The sequence below is a fragment of the Thiomicrorhabdus sp. ZW0627 genome (assembly GCF_029767005.1).
Taxonomy (GTDB): domain Bacteria; phylum Pseudomonadota; class Gammaproteobacteria; order Thiomicrospirales; family Thiomicrospiraceae; genus Thiomicrorhabdus.
Map to the genome: position 1 here is coordinate 77,450 of NZ_JARUQR010000004.1, position 23,260 is coordinate 100,709.

General features: G+C 49.8%; 19 protein-coding genes. 12 read left to right on the plus strand and 7 right to left on the minus strand.

Annotated features, from left to right (window positions below):
• Positions 1-9: 9 nt before the first annotated feature.
• Positions 10-696, minus strand: coding sequence for an SPOR domain-containing protein (locus QCB45_RS09055; protein ID WP_279420631.1), 687 nt, complete (start codon positions 694-696; stop codon positions 10-12).
• Complete coding sequence (gene argS, locus QCB45_RS09060) at positions 696-2,468, minus strand: arginine--tRNA ligase (protein WP_279420633.1); 1,773 nt, start codon at positions 2,466-2,468, stop codon at positions 696-698. The genes QCB45_RS09055 and argS overlap by 1 nt, the downstream gene beginning before the upstream one ends.
• Before the next feature lie 315 nt (positions 2,469-2,783).
• Between argS and QCB45_RS09065 the strand changes: the two genes are divergently transcribed.
• Positions 2,784-4,385 carry a sensor domain-containing diguanylate cyclase gene (locus QCB45_RS09065; RefSeq protein WP_279420635.1) on the plus strand — a complete coding sequence of 534 codons (1,602 nt, stop codon included), beginning with the start codon at positions 2,784-2,786 and terminating at the stop codon, positions 4,383-4,385.
• A 41-nt stretch (positions 4,386-4,426) separates the two neighbouring features.
• Here QCB45_RS09065 and topA read toward each other — a convergent pair whose 3' ends face one another.
• Entirely contained in the window at positions 4,427-6,925 is a 2,499-nt protein-coding gene (topA, locus tag QCB45_RS09070; protein WP_279420636.1) for a type I DNA topoisomerase, read from the minus strand.
• 243 nt (positions 6,926-7,168) lie between these two features.
• Here topA and QCB45_RS09075 point away from each other — a divergent pair, with 243 nt between their 5' ends.
• A complete protein-coding gene (locus QCB45_RS09075; protein ID WP_279420638.1) occupies positions 7,169-8,089 on the plus strand; it encodes a response regulator in 921 nt (306 codons plus the stop codon).
• 23 nt (positions 8,090-8,112) lie between these two features.
• Here QCB45_RS09075 and dprA read toward each other — a convergent pair whose 3' ends face one another.
• Positions 8,113-9,168 carry a DNA-processing protein DprA gene (gene dprA / locus QCB45_RS09080; RefSeq protein WP_279420640.1) on the minus strand — a complete coding sequence of 352 codons (1,056 nt, stop codon included), beginning with the start codon at positions 9,166-9,168 and terminating at the stop codon, positions 8,113-8,115.
• Between the two features lie 115 nt (positions 9,169-9,283).
• Between dprA and def the strand changes: the two genes are divergently transcribed.
• From def to QCB45_RS09130, 10 genes are all read left to right on the plus strand, one after another.
• Complete coding sequence (def, locus tag QCB45_RS09085; protein WP_279420641.1) at positions 9,284-9,787, plus strand: peptide deformylase; 504 nt, start codon at positions 9,284-9,286, stop codon at positions 9,785-9,787.
• Positions 9,788-9,796: 9 nt separating this feature from the next.
• The gene (gene fmt, locus QCB45_RS09090) at positions 9,797-10,747 is read left to right on the plus strand and encodes a methionyl-tRNA formyltransferase (protein WP_279420642.1); all 951 of its coding nucleotides are present in this window, start codon (positions 9,797-9,799) and stop codon (positions 10,745-10,747) included.
• On the plus strand, positions 10,747-12,072 hold the full coding sequence (rsmB, locus tag QCB45_RS09095; protein ID WP_279420643.1) for a 16S rRNA (cytosine(967)-C(5))-methyltransferase RsmB: 1,326 nt from the start codon (positions 10,747-10,749) through the stop codon (positions 12,070-12,072). The genes fmt and rsmB overlap by 1 nt, the downstream gene beginning before the upstream one ends.
• On the plus strand, positions 12,073-12,741 hold the full coding sequence (locus tag QCB45_RS09100; protein ID WP_279420644.1) for a DUF4390 domain-containing protein: 669 nt from the start codon (positions 12,073-12,075) through the stop codon (positions 12,739-12,741). It begins immediately after the preceding gene.
• Positions 12,738-14,927 (plus strand): ATP-binding protein, encoded by a 2,190-nt coding sequence (locus QCB45_RS09105; RefSeq protein WP_279420645.1) that lies wholly within the window; start codon positions 12,738-12,740, stop codon positions 14,925-14,927. The genes QCB45_RS09100 and QCB45_RS09105 overlap by 4 nt, the downstream gene beginning before the upstream one ends.
• Positions 14,924-16,273, plus strand: a complete 1,350-nt coding sequence (locus QCB45_RS09110; RefSeq protein ID WP_279420646.1) for a sigma-54 dependent transcriptional regulator — start codon at positions 14,924-14,926, stop codon at positions 16,271-16,273. The genes QCB45_RS09105 and QCB45_RS09110 overlap by 4 nt, the downstream gene beginning before the upstream one ends.
• Positions 16,274-16,348: 75 nt before the next feature.
• Positions 16,349-17,749: a Trk system potassium transporter TrkA gene (trkA, locus tag QCB45_RS09115; protein WP_279420647.1), complete on the plus strand. Its 1,401-nt coding sequence runs from the start codon at positions 16,349-16,351 to the stop codon at positions 17,747-17,749.
• A 21-nt stretch (positions 17,750-17,770) separates the two neighbouring features.
• Positions 17,771-19,222: a TrkH family potassium uptake protein gene (locus tag QCB45_RS09120; protein ID WP_279420648.1), complete on the plus strand. Its 1,452-nt coding sequence runs from the start codon at positions 17,771-17,773 to the stop codon at positions 19,220-19,222.
• Between the two features lie 18 nt (positions 19,223-19,240).
• Complete coding sequence (locus tag QCB45_RS09125; protein ID WP_279420650.1) at positions 19,241-19,834, plus strand: class I SAM-dependent methyltransferase; 594 nt, start codon at positions 19,241-19,243, stop codon at positions 19,832-19,834.
• 15 nt (positions 19,835-19,849) lie between these two features.
• The gene (locus QCB45_RS09130; RefSeq protein ID WP_279420651.1) at positions 19,850-20,761 is read left to right on the plus strand and encodes a DMT family transporter; all 912 of its coding nucleotides are present in this window, start codon (positions 19,850-19,852) and stop codon (positions 20,759-20,761) included.
• Between the two features lie 62 nt (positions 20,762-20,823).
• Here the strand turns inward: QCB45_RS09130 and QCB45_RS09135 are convergent, their stop codons facing one another.
• The 3 genes from QCB45_RS09135 to QCB45_RS09145 all read right to left on the minus strand — a co-directional run bounded on the left by QCB45_RS09135 (position 20,824) and on the right by QCB45_RS09145 (position 23,189).
• Positions 20,824-21,198 carry a hypothetical protein gene (locus QCB45_RS09135; RefSeq protein ID WP_279420652.1) on the minus strand — a complete coding sequence of 125 codons (375 nt, stop codon included), beginning with the start codon at positions 21,196-21,198 and terminating at the stop codon, positions 20,824-20,826.
• A 210-nt stretch (positions 21,199-21,408) separates the two neighbouring features.
• Entirely contained in the window at positions 21,409-22,338 is a 930-nt protein-coding gene (locus tag QCB45_RS09140; RefSeq protein ID WP_279420653.1) for a lysophospholipid acyltransferase family protein, read from the minus strand.
• Complete coding sequence (locus QCB45_RS09145) at positions 22,335-23,189, minus strand: ATP-binding protein (RefSeq protein ID WP_279420654.1); 855 nt, start codon at positions 23,187-23,189, stop codon at positions 22,335-22,337. The genes QCB45_RS09140 and QCB45_RS09145 overlap by 4 nt, the downstream gene beginning before the upstream one ends.
• Positions 23,190-23,260: the final 71 nt, after the last annotated feature.

Below are 23,260 nucleotides of genomic sequence, written 5' to 3' on the forward strand. Positions count from 1 at the left end.
GAACCTTTTTTATCGATTCTCACCTTTATCATTGGCCGCTAACTTTTTAGGGGCCTTGACCAATAAGGTGTCTACGCCCAGTTGGCGCAACTCATTCCGCTTTTTGTTCATCTCCAAACGGTCGTCATAAGGTCCAACCCGAAGACGATAATAAACGCGTTGACCTTTTTGAACTCTGGATACCTCAACCTGTTGTCCCAAGCGGGCCAAACGCTGCTGCTCTCTTAAAGCGACTTTTTCAGAACCGAAAGTACCGGCATGAATATAGTAAGCATCGTCCAACTTGACTGAAATCGGTACAGCATCAACAATCACTTCCGTCTCTTTCAAACCTTGATAAAAACTATAAGAACGCTTTTCTGAAACGTTTTCCGCTTTTTCAGGGATGTCTTTAGGTAATTCCTGAGGCTTAACCGCTTCTACCGTGATCGTGGTTTGTTCCTCGGACTGGGATTGTTGCGCCGTATTAACTTCGTTATAAATTTTAGAAGGCGGTTGAACTTCGCCGTGCGCTTTATTGTTGATGAAGTGCTGAGCCACCCAGAAACCGCCCAGAAAGCTCAATGAAACGAATAAACCAACGCCCCAAACCTTTCCGACTGATCGACCTCGAGCATTACCGGATTCAGACTGCTGCGATCTTCGCTGAAATCCGGTTTTATTCCGGTTATGGCCGTATCGATAATCTCGAGACATTACATTTTCTCAGGAGCGGACACTCCCAAAATCGCCAAACCGTTCTTCAATACTTGCTGAACGGCCAGGATCAAAGTCAAACGTGCGTTTCTCACCGTATCGTCCTCGACGATAAACTGACAAGCGTTGTAGTAACTATGTAAGCCATGCGCCAGATCCTTCAAGTAATAAGCGATCTGGTGAGGCTCATACGCCACCGCAGCACGGGCAATAACTTCCGGATACTTAGCCAGCTGAACAGCCAAATCAGTTTCCTGATCAAGCTCTAGCTTATCCAGTGACGCCATACCGGCCTCTCTATCCAAAGCCATGCCCTTTTCAGCCGCTTGCTCCAAAACGCTTGAGATACGCGCATGCGCATATTGGATGTAATACACCGGGTTGTCATTCGATTGAGACTTGGCAAGATCCAAGTCAAAATCCATGTGCTGTTCGGACTTGCGCTGCACATAAAAGAAACGTGCCGCATCCGACCCGACTTCGTCTCTCAAATCTCTCAAGGTCACAAACTGACCGCTTCGAGTCGACATCGCCAACTTCTCACCGCCTCGATAAAGAATGGCGAATTGAACCAACAGCACTTCCAATGCTTCAGGGTTGGTATTCATGGCTTCCATCGCGGCTTTGACGCGAGGGACATAACCGTGGTGATCCGATCCCCACACATCGATCAAAATATCGTAACCGCGTTCCAACTTATTGAAGTGATAGGCGATATCTGAGGCAAAATAAGTTTTCAAACCGTTATCACGCACCACAACGCGATCTTTTTCGTCTCCGTAGTCGGTCGAACGGAACCATAAAGCGCCGTTTTGTTCGTAAATTTTTCCGGAGGCCTGCAATTTCTCAATCGCAGCATCCACCACACCGGTCTCCATCAAAGAACGTTCTGAGAACCAGTTTTCAAAACTCACATTGAAGCCTTCAAGGTCTTCTTTGATGTCTTCCAGAATCGTGTTCAATCCAATCGCAAATACCGTTTCATAATGCGCAGCGCCCAACAGGTTCTTACATTTTGAAATCAGGTCATCGATATGCTTCTCTTTATCCCCGTCGGTCTGTCCTTCATCTGCACAGACACCGGTGAATACTTCAAAAGCAGGCTTTCTCAACAACTCACCGTGCTCGCGTTTCAGCTCCGCACTGATTTCGAAAACATAATCGCCTTTATAACCGTTACTCGGGAAGTCAAACTCTTCGCCACATAAAGCCAAGTAACGCAACCAGACCGAGGTTGCAAGAATGTCCATCTGACGACCAGCGTCGTTCACATAGTACTCTTTGTCTACCTTGAATCCAGCCTCTTCCAAAAGACTTGCAACACTGGCACCATAAGCGGCGCCTCGACCATGACCGACATGCAAAGGCCCCGTCGGGTTGGCCGATACAAACTCCACAAGAACGGATCGCCCCTGACCGACATTGCAACGCCCAAATTTCTCCTTCTGGGCAAAAACCTGCTCGATCACGGCAAACTTGGCATCGTCTTTCACGAAAAAGTTAATGAAACCAGGACCGGCGATTTCCACTTTCTCCACCGCACCGCGATCTTCCATCGCCTCAATCAGTTCGACCACCTTCTCAGCCAAGGCTCTTGGCGGCATTCCAGCCGCCTTCGTCAACATCATCGCCAAGTTTGTCGCCAAGTCACCATGTGATTTATCACGCGTGTTTTCAACATTAATTCGAGGACTCGCATCCTCCGGAAGGATTCCCTGATCTTTTAACTGTTGAACAACGTTCATCAAAATCTGCACAATTTGCTGCTTCATGGAGCTCTCTCTTAAAACTGGATACGGTTGGGCGTAAAACACGAGCCGATGGCTTGGAAAAACACAAAAACGGTATTTTACTAAAATCCACCACAAGATGGAAAAGTGATTGCAATCCAGAACGACTGACATACCGGAACAAAGACAAAAAAGTCACGCCAAATGCCTTCCCGCCATCTCAGCAGGCCTGTTCAAAACACCTCCACCACTCAAGCCAAAATTTTACTTATACCCCTGTTTTAACAATCAATTACGCACAATATGCAAGGTATATATAATGATTCATCCGACTTGTAATAACGGATGCTTACAGTCATGCGCAGAATCATCTCATCATTTTCAATACAGCCCTTGCTGTTGATTACATGGAGTTTGTTGGCCGCATTCAGTTTGCACCTGATGCATCCTCTCCCTTTTTTGCAGCCTACAATCGAACAACTCCCTCTTTCCGTCCAAGAACAAATCATGCTGTTACTGCTGCTACTCGCCGTTTTCTACGGCGTCATGCTACTACAGAACCGACAACTTCAACAGCGCCTGAACGAACAGGAACAACGCTACAAAAAAACCGTCAAGGAATTGAAGTCGCGTTATCAAAATGAAGAAAATCAGATCATCACCCTGATGCAGAGCGATCAATTCGCCTATTGGGAATGGGATATCAAGAAAAACCAAGCGGATTTTTCACCGCAATGGAAGAGCATGCTCGGACTTGAGAAAGACCTTCCTCTCAACAGTCTGAACGATCTGAAAAACCGAATCCACCCGAAAGACCAATCAGCAGTCCAAAAACAAATGCTCAAGATACTGAGTGGCGAACATCAACGCTTTGAATGTACTCACAGAGTCCGCCACGAAGACGGCCATTACCTCTGGGTTCATGACAAAGGCCAGATTTTCTATTCACCTTACGGAGACATTGAAAAGCTCAGCGCCATCCGCTTGGACGTAAGTGAACAGAAATGGATCGAAGAAGAACTGGAGCTGGATGCAACTATCATCGAACACTCCTCCGAAGGAATTGTGATTGCCGACGAACAGCTAAAGGTGGTTCGATGCAACCAGGCATTGGCGAAATCACTGGATCTCGATCGAGATGCGATTCAGCACATGAGTCTGGAACAACTCCTCGAGTTGCTTCAAAATGGTCGTCCGTCCGACATCCTCAGCCAGCTTGAGCACAACAATCAATGGCGCGGCGAGCTTTCCGTACACCGTGCTAACGGCAAACTGGATCACGCCAGCATCGTCAACATTCAGAAAATTCTTCACGAAACCACCCAACGCATACACTACATCCTGACCCATACGGACATAACCGATCTAAAACGTACTGAACACGCCCTGAACAACCTTGCGAACCTTGATAGTGTGACCGGATTGGCCAACCGCAACAAACTGTACAATGAACTGGAAAAAACGCTCGCGCAGGATACGCCAACCACATTACTGTTCCTGGATCTTGACAACTTCAAGACCGTAAACGATACGCTCGGCCATGACATCGGCGACCAGCTTCTGCAAAACGTCGGTGAAATACTCACATCCTTAATTCCGGAATCAGCGCTCGCGGCTAGAGTGGGCGGTGACGAATTCGTACTCTTCTACGACCGTGATGAAACCGAAATGAGTGCGAGTGAATTGGCTAACAGCATCGGTAAACGACTTGGACAACCAATCACTGTCAATCAACATGAAATCCAAGTTGGTTCCAGCATCGGTATTGCCCACTATCCTGAAGACGCCGAGGATCGAAAATCACTTATGAAAGCTGCTGACACTGCAATGTACCAAGCAAAACGGGCGGGCAAAGGGCAATTCAGAGTCTTTTCTGACAATAGCCCGACTTCGCAGCTGGATTTGACTTTCCAGGTGCAAACCACGCACCCTGAAAAAGAACAGGCCCGCCTAGAATAAATCCAGACAGGCCTGTTCAGTTCACCTCAAATCCATCCCGGTTAAGATGTTTTCTTAGCCGTAGTCTTCTTGGTTGCGGTCTTCTTAGCTGTAGTCTTTTTTGCAGCGGTTTTCTTGGCCGGTGCTTTTTTAGCTGCTGCCTTCTTCGCAGGCGCTTTCTTAGCTGCAGGTTTCTTGGCCGCCGCACGTCCACGCTTCTTAGGTTCAGGTGCTTCGTCCAAACGCTTCTGGCACTCTTCCAAACTCAGCTCCAAAGCATCTTCGTCTTTAGCGATTTTCGCGTTCTTCTTAGTCGTCACATCAGTGATATAAGGCCCCCAACGACCTTTAAGGATTTTCACATCCGTGCCCGGGAAAGTTTTCACGATCTTATCGGCATCCGCCTGGATTTTCGCTTCGATCAACGCGACAGCCTCTTCCAACTCGATGCTTAAAGGATCAAACCCTTTGATCGGAGCATATTGTTTCGGCCCGTATTCCAGATAAGGTCCGAACGGCCCCTGTTTGGCGATGATCTTTTGTCCTTTTTCAACACCGAATACCGTTCCATCAACCGCCTTAGCCTCATAAGACTCCGGCATCTCTCCCACTTCCCGAGGAAGCTTGAACAGTTCCAATGCCTCGTCCAGGGTGATCACATCCATTTTCTGGCCAGGCATCAGGCTTGCAAACATCGGCTTCTCTTCGTTTTCACCGTCACCCAACTGGACATAAGGTCCGAAGCGACCTATCTTGACATACATCGGCTTACCGGTTTTCGGATCGTCACCCAACAAACGGGCCTGACCGGCCTCTTCACGGGAAACGTCTTCGGCCGAAACCACCTTAGGATGAAACTGCTGGTAGAACTCTTCCAGCATGGCCTGCCATTGGACTTGTCCTTGAGCAATATTATCGAACTTATCCTCAACTTTCGCCGTGAATTGATAATCCAATACATCACCGAAATGCTTAATCAAGAAGTTCGTAACAACACCCGCTATATCCGTAGGGAAAAGCTTATTCTTCTCGCTTCCGGCGATTTCGGTCAAGCTTTCCGCCTGAACTTTTCCGTCCTTTAAGGTGATCTGGCGATAAATACGTTCTTTACCTTCACGATCTTCCTTCACTACGTAACCACGTTGCTGAACGGTATCGATGGTCGGTGCGTAAGTTGAAGGACGCCCGATTCCCATTTCTTCCAAAGTACGAACCAGGCTCGCTTCGTTATAACGTGCCGGAGGACGGCTAAAACTCTGGCGAGCACCCATCTCTTCAATCTGCAACGCCTGACCGACTTTCATCGGAGGCAATAACCCCGAATCATCCGATTTATCCAAATCATAGACTTTAAGGAAACCGTCAAAGGTGATCACTTCACCTTTGGCCGTGAACTTATCGCCCGGCAGATTATCGATTCCGATTTCAACCGTAGTACGCTGAAGTTGCGCATCCGACATCTGGGATGCAATAGCGCGTCGCCAAATCAACTGATACAGACGTTGCTCGTTACGTTCTCCTTCTACATTCTGCATGGAAAAATCGGTTGGTCGAATCGCTTCGTGCGCCTCTTGCGCATCGGCGTTCTTGGTCTTATAACGGCGCGGATGGCTGTACTCTTTCCCGTAATCCTTATTGATCACATCTTCCGCCTGGGAAATCGCCAACTCGGACAAGTTCACGGAGTCGGTACGCATGTAGGTGATCTTTCCGGACTCATATAAACGCTGGGCGACCATCATCGTCTGCTTTACAGAGAAGCCAAGCTTGGAGGAAGCCTCCTGCTGCAATGTCGAAGTCGTAAACGGCGCTTTCGGGCTGCGCTTGGCGGGTTTCTCCTCCAGCGACATCACCGACAAGTTCGCCTTGGCGACTGCCTCCAGGAAGGCAGTGGCTTCTTCTTCCGTATCGAAGGTGGCCGTTCGCTTAACCTCCAGGTCTCCGACAGGCTTGCCGGAATCATCCAATAAATTCAAGACTCCCTGAACACGAAAAACGAACGTCGACTCAAATGCTTCTATTTCACGCTCACGCTCGACAATCAGACGCACGGCAACCGACTGCACACGTCCGGCAGACAGGCCTGTTCGGATTTTTTTCCACAAAATCGGCGAAAGTTCGAAACCAACGATACGGTCCAGAATCCGGCGCGCCTGCTGGGCGTTCACCAAATCCATGTCCACCGTTCTCGGTTCGGCAATCGCTTGCTGAATCGCCGGCTTGGTGATCTCATGAAAAACGATACGCTTGGTCGTGTCGATATCCAGATTCAAGGCTTCCGCAAGGTGCCAGGCAATCGCCTCCCCCTCGCGGTCCTCATCCGTCGCCAACCAAACGGAATCCGCCTGTTTAGTAAGCTTTCGCAGTTCCGCTACATTTTTTTTCTTATCGGCGGAAATCTCATAGTTCGGCTCGAACCCATTCTCCAGGTCGATTCCCATCCCTTTTTTCTGAATGTCACGAATATGCCCATAACTAGAGCGTACGGTAAAGTCCTTTCCCAGGTACTTTTCAATGGTTTTTGCTTTTGCGGGGGACTCGACTATCACCAAATTTGTCATGTAGTTAAAACTCTAAAATTTATCGGAAGGGCCGTTTTTTCTTTTTAAAAGGGTGCAAAAAATTTCTGTAATTTGCAAACTTAAAATTCACCTAACCTGTTTTTTTTATAAAACCTTTTCCCCTGTAGGTGAAAAAAGCTATACAATGAACAAAACCAAAGTACAAACTTTTACTTAGGTATGGCTATAAATAACATATTGATATAAATTAATTACTTATTAAAGCTTCGAGAAGCCGAACTCATGCTGCCAACCCAAACTGCCAATCAAAAACGCCACAGATTGTTGCTTGTCGACGACGACCCGACCAATTTGGCATTGATGTGCGCCTACTTCGATTCGACCAACTATGAGATCGTCACGGCAACCGACGGCGTCATGGCCAAACAGATCATTCTCGACCACCCTTACGACTATTTCAGTGCCTACGTCTTTGATTACCGCATGCCGTTCAAAGATGGCATCACCCTGCTGATCGAACTCAAAAACGATATTCACTACCGTCTGGTTCCGGCCATACTCCAGACATCAGCTGATAGCCATGAAGATATTCAGCGCGGAATCCAAGCCGGCGCATTTTATTATCTTCTTAAACCGTTTTCAAAGGCGCACTTACTTTCCATCGTAGATGCCGCTGTCAAAGGTTTCAGCAACCACTTGGAAATTACACGCCAAGCGGTCAGTCTCTCGGAAGCGCTTAACCTTCTTCAGGACGCCCACTTCACCTTCAAGACCATCGACCAGGCCAAACACCTGTCCAACATTCTGGCTTTTTTAACCCGGGATCCGCAAAAAATCGGGATCGGCCTATTCGAACTGATGCTCAATGCAATTGAGCACGGAAACTTGGGGATCGGCTATGAAGAAAAGACAAAACTGATCGAAAACGATCAGTGGCAAGCTGAAATTGCCCGCCGTGCTTCGCTTCCGGAAAACAAAAAGAAATTCGTCAATGTCGAGGTCGAACATCACACCAACCATCTGGACATCACAATCGAAGACATGGGGAAAGGTTTTGACTACCAGCCTTTTATGGACTTCTCCATCGACCGAGCAATGGACAACCACGGCCGCGGTATCATGATGGCGAATAAACTGAGTTTCGACAGACTCGAATTCTCTAAAAACGGCAGTCGTGTTACCTGCACGGTACAACTTAACTAAAGAGATATAACTGCAAGCAACGCCTATCGAATTCTTCGCCAGCGTCCTGCCGACATCGCTTCAATCTCCCCCGAAAGCTCCAACATCGTCAACTGACTTTGTATTTCATACACGGGCATCTTGCTGAGTACCACCAATTCGTCCAGGCCGACCGGTTCGTATTCCATATAACGCAAAATACCGTTTTTCGGCGACGTATTACTGTCTCCGGAAGCGCCTTCCGATAATGATTGATCCTTTTCACGTTCTGCCGTCCAATCGATGCCCAAAACCGAAACCAGCTCCTCCAGCACGTCTTGACCGGATTCCACCAGTTTTGCACCTTGTTTGATTAGCTGATGACACCCTTTCGCCTGAGGGTTATTAATCGAACCGGGAACGGCAAAGACTTCACGACCTTGATCCAACGCCGTCTTGGCTGTAATCAAAGAACCACTCTGTACCGCCGCTTCGATGACAAGCGTACCGACACTCAAACCACTGATAATGCGATTGCGTTTAGGGAAATTGTAAGCTAGCGGCTTGGTTCCCAAAGGAAACTCCGAAACCATCGCCCCCTCCTCGACGATCTGATGCGCCAGTGCCTTGTTGGCGGCTGGATAAATCCGGTCCAAGCCGGTGGCCACCACGGCAACTGTCTTACCGATTCCCAGCAGGCCACCTTCATGCGCCGCCGTATCGATTCCCAAAGCCAGACCACTGACAATCCCCAACCCTTGATCCGAAAGAAAATGTGCAAAATCCTTGGCCGTGTTAACCCCTTGCCTGGAAGCATGGCGACTCCCGACGATGGCCAACTGCGGATCATTCAATAAAGAAACGGACCCCCGCGCCGACAGCAAAACCGGTGGATCATCAATTTTCTTCAACATGTCAGGAAATTCGTCCGCACCAATCGCCAACAATTCCTGCCCCGATCCCTGCCCCCATTCGAGGGTTTCATCGATGCGTTTTTCCAAGGCGTCGTCAAATAAACCATCCACTTGCTTGTCACCGACGATTTTCGCATTTTGCCAGTCGGCTTGAGTTGCCTGCAAAGCGGTTTTCAAACTGCCGAAATGCGCCACGGTTTTCTGCAACTGCTTATACGAAAAAAAATTCAGATGAAAGGGAATGAGACTGGGTAAATCGGAAAAACTTGACATAGTCAGATATAATATAAGCAATGTGAATTAAACAAGTATAAACGACGCTATGGAAAAACTCGACATCGTTCTATATCCAGAACAAGGACTTAGAGAAATCTGCACTCCGGTGCCGGAGATGACGGACGAACTCGACAAGCTGATCGACGACATGTTCTATACCATGTACGATGCACCGGGAATCGGTCTTGCCGCTCCTCAGGTAGCGGTTCAGGAACGCGTGATCGTGGTTGATGTTTCCGAAAAGAATGATCAGCCGATCGCATTAATCAATCCTGAAATCGTCAAATCGGCCGGACAGATTACCTGGGAAGAAGGCTGTTTGTCTCTACCCGGCGTCTACGCCAAAGTAGACCGCCCGAGTGACATTCTGGTACGTGGCATGGACCGTGACGGCAAAATGATCGAATTCGAAGCGAACGACCTGTTGGCCGTTTGCATCCAACACGAAATTGACCACCTTAACGGAAAACTGTTTGTGGATCATCTTTCCGGCCTCAAACGCACCCGTGCATTGCAGAAGTTCCGCAAACTCCAACAAGAAGAACAGTAACCCCCGATTATGAGCCAAGCATTGAAAGTCATTTTTGCCGGAACGCCGGATTTCTCAGTCGCTCCGTTACAAGCGTTGATTGACTCGCAGCACGAAGTCATCGCCGTCTACACCCAGCCGGACAGACCGGCGGGGAGAGGGCGCAAGCTTACTGCCAGCCCAGTAAAGAATCTGGCTCTTGAGCATGATATCCCGGTCTTCCAGCCTGAAACACTGCGTGATGAAGAGGCTCAACAGACGCTGGCAGACTTAAATGCCGACATCATGATCGTGGTCGCTTATGGCTTGATTCTTCCGAAAACAGTATTAGAAACACCTAAATACGGCTGTCTCAACATCCACGCGTCGCTACTGCCTAGATGGCGCGGTGCGGCGCCGATCCAACGTGCGATTGAAGCAGGTGACGCAGAAACCGGCGTCACCATCATGCAGATGGATGTCGGATTGGATACCGGAGACATGCTGTACAAGGTCTACACACCAATAGACGAAAACGACACAGCGCAAACCCTGCACGACCGTTTGAGTACTTTGGGTGCCGAGGCGTTAATGCAAACCTTGGAACAAGTTCAAAACCAGAGTCTGAATCCTGAAAAACAGGATGAAACTCTAGTCACTTACGCTCAAAAGCTTTCCAAAGCCGAAGCGGAAATCGACTGGAACCAGCCGGCGGAAATTATTGTCCGGAAAATCCAGGCATTCAACCCATGGCCAGTGGCCTTCACTACTTTTCAGGAACAACCATTGAGAATTCTAGGTGCCCGCATGGCTGACGACTCCGAAAAACATTCGGACCGTGAAAAGCAGCCCGGCCTGGTTCTCGCCGTGGAAAAATCAGGGGTTCTGATTGAAACCGGAACGGCCTCCATCTGGTTGACACAAGTCCAACCCGCCGGGAAAAAAGCGATGTCCGCCTATGATTTCGCACAGGCTCGCCAACTTCTCGGGCATAGCTTCTAATGAGTCAGTCCAAACCGATCAACAGCCGTTTCGTCGCTCTCAAAATCTGCCTGACCGTCATCGTGGACGGTCGCTCTCTGAGTCAGACGCTCCCTGAAGGTCTGGCGCAATTCAGTGACCGCAGAGAACGCAATTTCACTCAGAACCTGGTACTGGGCACATTGCGTTGGCAAGAGCGCTTGGAAGCGATTCGCACCCACTTACTGAAGAAACCGATGAAAGCCAAGGATGAGGACGTCAACCAGCTGATTCTGCTCGGACTGTACCAGATTCTCTACATGGACACGCCGGAACACGCGGCGGTTTCCGAAACCGTCTCGGTCACTAAATCGCTTAAAAAACCGTGGGCTAAAGCGCTGGTGAACGGTGTGCTGCGCAATTTCCTGCGTGAAAAACAAGCCATCTGCGACGAAGTCGACCTCAAACCGGCCTACAAATACTCGCACCCTCAATGGCTGGTCAAGACATTGAGAAAAGCTTATCCGGATCATTGGCAAACCATTCTCGATGCCAACAACCAGCAGGCGCCTTTGACCTTACGGGTCAACACCCACTACCAGAGCCGCCAGCATTTTATGGAAACGCTTGAAGAAGCAGGCATCGAAGCTTTGGAACACCCTAGGGCACCGCAAGGCGTCTTACTACAGCAAAGTACCGACATCACCCAGCTTCCAAGCTATGACGAAGGTGGCTTTAGCGTTCAGGATGCCGCGGCTCAACAAGCCGCGAACCTACTACAGCCAAAGCCCAACGAACACATTCTGGACGCCTGTGCGGCACCGGGCGGCAAGACCACGCATCTGCTGGAACTGTCAGAGAACCAGGCCCGTGTATTCGCGCTGGAAAAAGAAGCGGAACGTCTCGACCGTCTAGGAGAAAACCTACACCGACTTAATCTGGAAGCCGAGTATGCGGCGGGAGATGCTTCGGTACCGGATGACTGGTGGAACGGAGAGTTGTTTGACAAAATCCTGTTGGACGCTCCCTGTTCGGCAACCGGAATCATCCGACGCCATCCCGACATCAAATGGCACCGTACAGAAGAAGACATTGAGCAGCTCGTTACGACTCAGAATGCCATACTGAAGGCACTCTGGCCCCTACTGAAACCGGGCGGGCGACTGCTTTACGCCACCTGTTCGATCCTGCCTCAAGAAAACACCTTGCAGATGCAACACTTCATCGACCAAGAATCCTCAGCCAAAGTCGTTCCGATTGAAGCAGATTGGGGCATCAGCTTTTCAGACACGCCGGGCAGACAAATTCTACCGGGCGAACACGGCATGGATGGATTTTTCTACTGTCTGCTGGAAAAGGAACAGTAAATGCAAGTGGCGGGGATCACTCACATCAAAACGTTCTCCAGCAACTTCATCCAGTTCATGCGTGCAAGAGAACAGTTTCCGCACTCGATTGCTAAGCGACTGCTTCCAATACTCTTTATGGCAAACTTCGGTCTGATGTCTAATGCCAATGCGTCAGACGAAATCCGCATCATTCAGGTCACTGATTACCAAGAAGATCAGATGTTGCTGTTCGACTCACATACACAATTTCATCTGCCCGATGTCATTCTGGAGGCCATTCAGAACGAAATCACCATTACATTCGAAACCGATATCGTATTCACAGAACATCACCGCCTTCTAGGCGTCAAATACGATCGCGAACGTCTGAATTTGGCCTATCAGACACAACTCCATTATTCGGGATTCAATAATCGATATACACTGATCAACAAACGAAACAACAACATCCAACACTTTTCCAGTTTAAGCAGAGCCCTCTCCACACTGGGAACTCTGATTTCCTTTCCGGTGCTCCCCTTGTCTGAACTGCACCCTGGGCAAAAGCACACGCTAAAACTGAGAATTCGACTGAATCGCTGGAGACTCCCGGCGCCACTCGTGTTAAATTCCTTCTTAGATTCGGACTGGAAGCTGGACAGCGGCTGGTTTGAAACCACAATCTACACTCCAAAGAGTTGGTTATGAAATTAACAAGTTGGCGTTTGGTAAAACAATATGGCTGGTTAGCGCTCCTATCGAGTGCACTGCTGATCGCTCTCATCATGATGAGCCAGATACTGCAGAATGCATCGGAATTTGCCGAGGCCTACTCGAGCCTGCTGTTTTTCAGCTTTGCCGGTATCAGCTTGCTGCTGGTCATGCTCGTACGTACGCTCCTCATGCTGAGAAAGCGTTATAAGCAGAAAAGTCCCGGTATCAAAATCACCCTCAGGATCACCACGATTTTTACGTTCCTGCTCGGGATTCCGATTACGATCATCTTCTATTTCGCCTTGAACTTCATCCATCAAGGGATCAACCAGTGGTTTGACGTCAAAACCGACACTGCCCTAAGCAATGCCGCGACCCTGGTTCGTACGACTTTAGACAACAAGACCATCGACAGCCTCAACCTGACACTAAGTGTTGCCAAAGACAACCGTCCGTTAATCGCTTCTTCACCGTTTATCGGCGTCAGTACCCTGCGTACCAAACTCAACGCCCAGGAAGTGGCGCTTTATCACTCCAACCAACAACTGATCGCCTTCAGCAGCCTTAACGACACAGATATCCTGCCGATTCCGCCGGGCGACAACCTGTTCCAACAAATCCGCCAGAAGAAAACCTATGCGGCCATCGAGCCTCTTCCGAACTCGACCCATGAACAGGAGATCATCCGAGTCATCATTCCTTTCTCGGATATCCAGCTGAACGGAAACTATGCCCTGCAGGTCATCTTCAACATCCCGAGCGGCATCTCCGAACTCGCGGAATCCGTCAAGGTCGCTTCCGGTCAATACAAAGAACTTTCTTATCTTAAGGGGCCGCTCACCACCAGTTTCACCATGATCCTGACCATGGTGTTGCTGTTGACCATGGTGACTGCACTGCTGTTCACCATTCAGGCCGTACACAACCTGACACGTCCTATGCGCACGCTTGGAAGAGGAACCGCTGCGGTATCCAGGGGGGATTACAGCATCAAGATGCAAGCCGACCATGATGACGAATTCGGCACACTGATCCAATCGTTCAACGACATGATTCAGAAAATCGCCCAGGCGCGAAACGACATCAAGATCGGACATCAACAGACCGAAGTCCAGAAGCTCTATCTGCAAGCGATCATCCAGAACCTATCCAGTGGCGTTCTGACTTTTGACATGAACAAACGTCTACGTACCACCAACGACGCGGCAGCAGCCATCCTTAACACCAATCTGACCAGCCATGTCGGAAAACGTTTCAGCGACTTGATCGAACATGAGGAAAATACCCACCTGAAAGCGCTGTTTGAACACATCTCACCGATGTTCGACAAAGGCGTCAAACCGTGGAATATGCAGTACAAATTCACCTGCAAACAGACTCAGAAGATTCTACTGCTACACGGATCAACCCTGCCAAGCATCGATCAAAAAGTTGGCGGATTCGTCATCGTCATGGACGACATCACCGAACTGGTTCAGGCCCAGTTGCATGCTGCATGGAGCGATGTCGCCCGCCGTCTGGCACACGAAATCAAAAACCCGTTGACGCCGATCCAACTTTCCGCCGAACGCCTCAACTACAAACTGCACAACAAACTGGAAGCGGACGATCAGGCCCTGCTGGAGCGCATGACCCACACCATCACCGAACAGGTCACCACCATGCAGACGCTGGTGCAGGCGTTCACGGATTACGCAAACACACCTCAGATCGAAACCCGTAGAATCAATATCAATCAACTAATCGAAGACATCATCCTGATGTACCGCGGCTCGGATGCCAAATGGACCATCAAACAGGCACTGGACGAACGTTGTCCGGAAATGATGGCCGATGCATCAAGACTCCGCCAACTTCTGCACAACCTGATTAAAAACGCCATTGAAGCGACTGAGAATACTCCGGAACCGAACATCGTCATCAGCTCGATCTGTAACGACGAGCTTTCCCAAGTGACTCTCACATTATGCGACAATGGAGCGGGGATCGGCGAAGAGGCACAGAACTGGATATTCGAACCCTACGCCACAGACAAACCTAAAGGAACCGGATTAGGTCTGGCGATCGTCAGGAAGATCGTCGAAGAACACAACGGCCAAATCAGTGTGGAGTCGTCCCCGGAACAGGGAACCTGTTTTATAATAAACCTACCGATTATCTTGAGTGAAGAGAGCGCATGAAGCCAGGCAAGATTTTGATTGTGGATGATGAAAAAGACATCCGCAATCTAATGCAGGAAATATTTGAAGAAGAAGGGTATCAAATTGAAACCGCCGCTAACGGTGTCCAAGCCAAAAGTAGCTGGAAGACCAATGTGCCTGATGTCATCTTTCTGGATATCTGGATGCCGGACATAGACGGCATCACTCTGCTCAAAGAAATGCAACAAGATCCCTTGCTTGAGCAAACCAGCATCGTCATGATGTCCGGTCACGGTACCATTGAAACGGCAATTGAAGCGACCAAACTGGGTGCCTACGACTTCCTTGAAAAACCGCTTTCACTTGCGAAACTGATTGTCATTGCCGAACGCGCCCTGGAGCACACCCGACTCAACCAGGAAAACCGTCAACTCAAGCAAACTTTGCCTGAACAGATTCTCCCAATCGGTAAGAGCAAGCTCATCATCGCTCTACGCGAATCCATCGAGCGACTGTCCAAATACAGCATGCCGATCTTGGTGCTGGGTGAAGCCGGAACCGGTAAAGAGCATTTCGCCCAAGCGGTCCACAAAACCAGTGACCGCAAAGAAGCAGGCCTGCTGACTTTTTACGCAAAAGATTTCAACCTGTTGGCCAAAAACGCGCTCGAATCCGAAGATACCGAACTGCTCAACCAACTAAGACGGATTGACGGCGGCACTCTGGTCATCGCCAATGCCGACCAACTGAACCCGCAGGCGCAGACCTTACTGGCCGGAATCATTCTCGACCACTGTTATTCCTGCGCCTACAACCGAGACGGTGTAAAACTGGATCTGCGCGTTATCGCCCTCAGCAAAAACGGTCTGGAAAGCGTACATAAGCAGGGCGATTTTCGTGACGACCTCTACCAACGCCTGTATGTCATGCCGATTCACATACCTGCGCTTAGGCAACATACCGAAGACATCCCGGATTTGATCGAACACTTCATCAACTACTTCGTCACCCACGATGGGTTGAATTACCGCCATTTCAGCGTACCGGCACAGAACATCATGCGTCAGTACAGCTGGCCCGGAAACATCCGAGAGCTGCAGAACATCGTGCAGAAACTGCTCATTCTCGGTAATGGCGACATCACCGATACCGAGGTCAAATCCGCCCTGACAAAATCCGAAACGGCGGAAGTCAGCGAACTCGGTGTCGACACCAGTATCAACCTCAAGCTGGCCAAAGATCAGTTTGAGAAAGCTTACCTGAGCCAACTGCTCAGGGAAACCGGAGGCAACGTCTCGGAAACCGCGAAACGCTCGGGCATTGACCGCACCAACCTCTACCGCAAACTGAAAACCTTGGGAATTGATCCGAAAAACCCGGTTTAATCCCTTTTAAAATCGCATTATCGGCGTAGAATAAGGCCAAAATATTGCACTAAGCTGAAAAGACCATTACCAAAAATGAATATCGTTATATTAGGAGCGGGTCAGGTTGGCTCATCACTCGCCGAACTGCTTGCCAACGAGAACAATGACGTCACCGTCGTCGACCTCGACCAAGCCAATCTCCAACGACTGCAGGACCGACTGGATATTCGGACCGTCTGCGGATACGCCTCCCATCCCGACATTCTGGAACAGGCGGGCCTTGAAGAAGCCGATATGCTGATTGCGGCGACTCAGAACGATGAAACCAACATTCTGGCCTGTCATATCTCTCACCTGGTCTACAAAACAGCCACCAAAATCGCCCGTGTGCGTAGCCGTTCTTACCTTGACCACCCGGAACTTTTCAGCCGTGATTACAATGCGGACACCCTACCAATTGACGTCCTGATCAGCCCTGAAACACTCGTAACCAACTACATCCTTCAGCTGATCGAGTACCCGGGCTCACTGCAGGTCATCGACTTTGCAGGCGGAAAAGTACGTTTGATTGCGGTTCGCGCCTTCAAAGGCAGTCTGTTGGTCGATAAGAAAATCAAAGAACTCAAAAACTACCTGCCAAAAGACGTCAAAACCCGAATCGTCGCCATCTACCGTAGGGGCGAAGTGGTTATGCCGAACGGCGACGCCACCATTAACGCAGAAGACGAAGTATTCTTCCTGGCGGAACCGAAATACATCCCTTCGATCGTAGAGGAGCTGCGTCGCCACAAGGAGCGCCCTTCTCGAAACATCATGATCGCAGGTGGTGGTAACATCGGCTTCAGTCTGGCTCAGGCACTGGAAAAGAAGCACCAGGTCAAGCTGATCGACCACAATATCCAACAGGCCCGCCACGTTGCGGAAACACTCGACAACACCATCATCATTCATGGTGACGTCTCCGACAAAGACCTGCTTCTCGAAGAGAATATCGACGAAATCGATCTGTTCGTTGCGGTCACCAATTCGGACGAGGCCAACATCATCTCCGGTATGCTGGCGAAAAAACTCGGGGTTAAGCGCGTCATCGCCCTGGTCAACAATCAGTCTTATATCGAACTGATTCAGCTGAACAGCATCGATGTCGCCATCTCGGCCGACCAGATCACCACCAGTAAGCTACTGCACTACATGCGACAAGGCGACACCGTTCAGGCGGCCACGCTACGACGCGGTGCGGCGGAGACCATGGAAGTGATTGCCCACGGAAGTGAAAACAGCTCCAAAGTAATCGGTCAGCGCATCGGCGATATCGACTGGCCTAAAGACATAACCGTCGGTTGCATCATCCGTGAAGAACAGGTATTGATTTCGCATCGCGATCTGGAAATTGAGGCGGAAGACCATGTCATCCTATTCCTGACCGATCCAAACAGCGCAACCGACGTCGCCAAACTCTTCACCCCGGCACCGGCCAAAGGCTGGCTCACTTAAACGGCGACGAATTCAAAGACTATGCATTCAAAAATCATCACTAAAGTCTTCGGTATCCTGTTGATGCTTTACAGCATCAGCCTGGTTCCGCCATTATTGATTTCCCTTCTGTACGGTGATGGTTCCGTCTTCGCATTCAGCAGTGTTCTTCTTGGCGTACTGTTAGTCGGTGTTTTCCTTTGGTATCCCACAAGAAACTTCAAACAAGAACTCAAGATTCGCGACGGCTTCGTAGTTGTGGTGATGTTCTGGAGCGTACTCGGACTGGTCGGTGCTCTACCGTTCTACATCGAACAAGATGTCCCGCTTAGCCTGACCGACGCGATTTTCGAATCTTTCTCAGGATTGACCACCACCGGCGCCACCGTCATCACCGGCCTGGATGATCTTCCTCACGGCATTCTCTGGTACCGCCAACAGCTGCAATGGATGGGCGGCATGGGTATCATCGTCTTGGCCGTCGCCATCCTGCCGATGCTTGGTATCGGGGGCATGCAGCTCTACCGAGCGGAAACCCCGGGGCCGGTCAAAGATTCTAAAATCGCGCCGCGTATTTCCGAAACAGCCAAAACCCTCTGGTATCTTTATCTGGGTCTCACCGTCGCCTGCGCCATCGGCTACTGGATGGCGGGCATGAACTGGTTCGACGCCTTCGGCCACAGTTTCTCGACAGTCGCTATCGGTGGTTTTTCGACACACGATGCCAGTATCGGTTATTTCGACAACACTTCGGTCGAAGCCGTGGCGATCGTATTCATGTTCCTGTCCGGTATCAACTTCGCATTGCATTTCACCGCTTTCCGCAACTTCAGTCTCACCCCCTACCGTTGGGATCCGGAGTTTAAGGCCTATGCGAGCCTGCTGATCGGCGGAACCGTGATCGTCACCAGTTACCTGTGTTTCAAAGGGATCTACCCAACTTGGGAAGAAGCCTTCCGTTACGGAATCTTTCAGACCGTATCCATCGCCACCACGACCGGTTTCGCCAATGCCGAATTCTCCGCTTGGCCGGCCTTCCTGCCAGTCATGCTGATTATGATGAGTTTTATCGGCGGTAGTGCCGGATCGACGGCGGGCGGAATGAAAATGATCCGTTTCGTATTGTTATTCAAGCAGGGAACCCGAGAAATCAAAGGGCTGCTACACCCCAACGCCATCATGCCGGTCAAACTCAACGGCAAGCCTATTCCGGAAAAGGTCATGGCGGCTGTCTGGGGTTTCCTGTCGGTTTATGTCTTCACCTTCGCGGTCCTGATGCTTATCATCATGGCGATGGGCGTCGATCAAATCACCGCATTCTCCGCCATCGCCGCAATGATGAACAACCTGGGTCCTGGTCTGGGCGAAGTGGCTTCGAACTTCGAAACCATGAGCGATCCGGTCAAATGGGTGCTGACCTTTGCGATGCTTCTGGGACGTCTGGAAATTTTCACCCTTCTGGTTCTATTCACAGCCGCTTTCTGGCGCAAATAATGGATTCTTAAGATCACGATGACGGTCGACAGCGCACAGAAATGGGATGCGAAATACGCTTCCGCCACACTCAACACCCCGGCCAACCCGTGCCACACCCTCAAACAGCACAGCCGCCTGCTTCCGTTCAAAGGACAAGCTCTGGAAGTGGCCTGCGGACTGGGTGGCAATGCGCGTTTTCTGGCTCAATGCGGACTCAAGACCCACGCCTGGGACATCTCCGACAGCGCCTTGACGGTATTGAACAACTGGGCAAGCCTGAACCAGCTACCGATTGAACCTTTGATTACCGACCTGGAACAGATGCTTCTGCCCTATCAGCAATACGATGTAATTGTCGTCAGCCGCTATCTGGACCGCAAACTATTCCCGCAACTGGAAAGCGCCCTGAAACCGGGCGGCCTGCTGTTCTACCAGACTTTTCTGGCACCCGTTCAGGACAATGCGCCGCGCAATCCCGACTTCTATATCAACACGGGTGAATTCAACCAGGCCTGGCCAAAACTGCAAACACTGGTTTACGGCGAAGGTTGGCTACCGAGCGAAAACGATTTCTCCGAGCAGCCGGAACGTCACCGATATGCCTGGTATATCGGCCGCAAAGTAAAATAGTTCGATTCAGTCGCCATGGCTTTTTTTAAACACGCCTCACCGAGAACCATCGGCTTCTTGCTCGCCATTTTCGGAACGGCGCTGTTTTCCATCAAGTCGATCTTCATCAAACTTACCTACGCCGAAGGGTTAGATACTGACAGCGTCTTGATGCTTAGAATGGCAATCGCCCTACCGATTTACCTGCTGATTATGGTTTGGTTAGTACGCGTCAAAACAACCACGCCATTACTAAGCGGTAACCTTATAAAAATCACACTTCTGGGATTCATCGGTTACTATCTTTCTTCCTTGCTCGACCTGAAAGGCTTGGAGATGATTTCCGCACAGCTGGAACGTCTGACCCTGTTTACCTACCCTATTATGGTCGCCCTGCTCGGTGCGCTGTTTTTCAAAACACCATTAACCCGAAAGATCCTGCTCGCGCTGGTAGTCACCTACGGCGGTCTTTGGGTCTCGTTCCATCAAGAACTGCAGTTCAGTGGTGAAAATACGTCCGTGGGTACTCTGCTGGTCTTCCTGGCCGCCTTGACGTTCTCTTTCTATGTGCTGTTCGGCAAAAAACTGATTCATGAAGTGGGAAGCCTGTGGTTCACCAGTCTGGCGATGGCGATCTCCAGTGGCTTTGTGCTGATCCACTATGTGGTGTTTAACGACTTTTCCAATCTCAACGTCAGCGCCATGGCTTGGCTCTGGTTGTTCTTGCTGGCGATTTTCAGCACCGTCATTCCCAGCTTCATGATCAGCGAAGCCATCGCCAAGATCGGCCCCGCTCAAACCGGCATCATAGGCACATTGGGGCCACTGGTGACCATCGTATTAGCGGTATGGATTCTGAACGAACCGTTCAGCATATGGCATGCGTTCGGGCTGGTGCTGGTCGTTGGAGGAGTGACCATACTGACTTACCAGCCGAAACCGAAGTAAGAACGTTAAAGCTGACAGAGGGGCTATACAAAATCACATAAACTCTGTTTCCAAACTCGCCATCATTTTATTTGAAAATTACAACTATTAGGCCACTCAGAAATAGGTTTACTTATAATTATTTGCCCGCCTAAATTTTTATTAAAACGAAGATGCTTTTGTGTTCTTAAAGAAGTATTTAAAACTTCAGCTTTAAGCTGTGCTGATAAATCAATTGCATTCCTTCCAGCAACAAAAAACAGACATTCCATCCTGCGATTAAATTTAACTGCCTCATGGTAAACGGCCAATCTATCATTAGCTACCACTAAATTTACCTGATACTGTTTTGCTAGTTGAGTTAATGCTGCTTGAACATTTAGATCTGATGAATAGTTAAAATAGATATATCTCTGAATATCATCACGAACACCATCATTATCACGATCAATTCCCAAAAGCGTTAATCTTCCTTCTGCCCCTCTGGATCAGGAGGCAAATCAGACTCTTCTGTTGCAGTAAATTTGTGTTCAACTGCTAGTTTTTGATGATTCCTATCTTTCAGGGGTTCAGCATATGATTTATATGACAAGAAGAAACCAACGACTATCAACAAAAAACTTTTAACAAATAACATAAATCTGATTTCTATCTAAATGAGCAAATGTTCAAGCTTTATAGATGTCTTCCACACCTTCCGGTGGGTGGCGATAACGCTTGTAAGACCACAGATACTGTTCGGGAGCGATACGGATACACGCCTCGACACCACGGTTCAACGCAGCGGCTGCAACCTCTTCATCTTCACTGGCCACTTCCGGTTCCGCAGGCAGTACATGCAGACGATAACCTTGCGCCTTCGGCAAGCGCTCCATCACCACAAACAGAAACGCACAGTCCGATTTCTGAATCAGTTTCGAAACCAATGTCATGGTTCGGGCCGGACGGCCGAAAAACGGTGCGTAAACACCCCCGCGTTCACCCGGGTCCTGATCGGGTAAAATCGCCGAAAGCTGTTGTGCCTTCAACCCCTTCACCAAATCACGTACGCCGCGCATATCGGTTGGAGACAATTTAGCGCCGTAACGACTGCGCGCCTTGACCATAAACGCTTCCACAGAAGGAATGTTCGGCGGACGGTAAAGATAGGTCGATTCCTGAGTTGTCGAGGTGTACATGCCGTTGACTTCCCAAGCTCCGATATGCGGCGCCAACAACAATATCCCTTTATTTTGCGCCCGAGCCTGATCCAAGAACGCTTGTCCCTTAACCTCTTTGATCAACGGCAACAGTTTGGATTCCGGCCAACACCAGGCCGGCCCCAATTCCGTGACCACCTGACCAAGGTGCATCAAGCTACGCTTGACCAGTTGGCTTTGTTCTTCCGCAGACAACTCAGGGAATGCGACCGCGATATTCTTTTCCGAAACCCGTTTATTGCTGTTCGGAATCCACCACATCAACAAACCGATCAAACTCCCGAACCAACGGTTCATTCGCAGCGGCATCCAACTGAACACCACCACCAAACCTTTCAACAGACCACCTAACCAGGCCTGTCGGTTTTGATTCGAATCGCTTTGAGCCCGCTTGCTCACATTTCCTCCTCATCGGTTCCGATCACCTTTTCCGGTACCGGCTCGGCCAATCCTGCCAATCCTTCATAGTTGTCGTCAGCAATCAACGGTTGCATTGCCGTCCACAGGTTAGCGTAAAGGTGTTTGTTCTTTTTCTCCTGCTCCAACAACAACTGCTTGGTTTCGGCACGCGCCTGAGGTTTGGCGTAACAGGCCGGGCAGTTATCCGGAATCACAGGAAGGTTCGCCGCTTCGGCGAAGTCGCGTGTCTGGTTTTCACGCACACGCACCAGCGGGCGGATGATACGGATGTCGCCGTCGTCGTTCAGGTAGTGCGCCTTCATGGTACGCAACTGCCCGGCATTAAAGGCCGACATTATGAAACTCTCCGCCAGATCGTCAAGATGCTGGGCCAATGCCAAAACGTTATACCCTTCACGGCGACAAACCGTATATAGGATGCCGCGTTTCTGGCGTGCACAGAAACTGCAGAACGAGTCGCCTTTCATGCGTTCTTCGGCCAAGCCAACCATGTCTTCGCTTTCATAGAAGTAAGGTACTTCCATTTTGGCGCACCACTCTTTCAACGGCGACGGATCAAATCCAGGAATTTCCGGATCAATGGTACAGGCGGCCAGCTCGAATTTGACCGGCGCATGGCGTTGCAGGTGTTTGAGAATCACCAACAGGCTCAACGAATCCTTCCCACCGGACAGCCCCAACAGCACACGGTCACCGTCACGCAACATCTTAAACTGCGCCATCGCGCGTCCGACCGGTTTCATGATCGCTTTCGGCGGTTTGATCCAGTCCTTAGTACGTTCTTTTTTGGTCAGTTTTTCGGGCGTTTGTTCGCTGTTTGTATCAGTCATTGTGTTACCATCCATTTTCATAAACGCTATTTTACACAATCCGCCTTAACCGCGTTTTGCAATATCGCCGG